1 protein-coding gene is annotated in these 697 nt (G+C 45.2%); it reads left to right on the top strand.

Annotated features, from left to right (window positions below; all coding sequences use genetic code 11):
* Positions 1–186 precede the first annotated feature (186 nt).
* A complete protein-coding gene (gene hopBM1, locus ALO43_RS29210; RefSeq protein WP_083492203.1) occupies positions 187–660 on the top strand; it encodes a type III secretion system effector HopBM1 in 474 nt (157 codons plus the stop codon).
* The last annotated feature ends 37 nt before the right edge of the window (positions 661–697 follow it).

The following is a 697-nucleotide window of genomic DNA, read 5'->3' as shown; positions in this document are numbered from 1 at the left end:
ATGGCAAAGCTCAAATCGATGTTCATTGCTCCCCGGCCCTCATCTTTCCCCGCAGGCTGGGAACTGCCGACTGGTGCGGCTCCACTAACACTTCCGTGCTCTCTACAAGCAATCGTATTTTTTGGTTTACGTATAGAGCCTAGTCATTCATTCTATTTATAAGAACCAGACAAGAGGACAAGTGTTATGAACAGGCTTCACAAGACCAGTATGCTGGCGGCTATATTGACCGCATCACCCTGCATTATGGCGGCTAACGCTCATGCTATGAGTTGTCCTGTCCCGCAAAGCGTGAAGTACGTTAATGGTATCTATATCGCGCCGGAAACGTTTGCTGGTTGGGAGGGGAACTGGGTTTCTCAACCACACAAGAAACACTCCATTAAAGAGTTTTCCACTGCTTTATATCTTTCAGTGGATAAAAGTCAGAAGGGAGGAACATTGACTAACTGTAGTTATTCACTAAGCGGAGATAATGGCGTAATAGATCTTGAGTATCGCAAAGCAGGAGATGAGAATAGATTAAAGACACTTATCGTTTCCATTGAAGGTCAGCACAATTGGATTAAAGAGCGTGGCGCGTTTGGAATTCAAGGATATGAATGTACAAAGTCAGCATCTGAGTGTCAGTTCGTTCCGCTGCGGCTAAACGAGGACTGATGAGTTTATGCATGGGGATTTCAAGATGCCTATGCAT

This window comes from Pseudomonas tremae (assembly GCF_001401155.1).
GTDB lineage: Bacteria > Pseudomonadota > Gammaproteobacteria > Pseudomonadales > Pseudomonadaceae > Aquipseudomonas > Aquipseudomonas tremae.
This window is presented reverse-complemented; position numbering and strand designations above follow the sequence as displayed.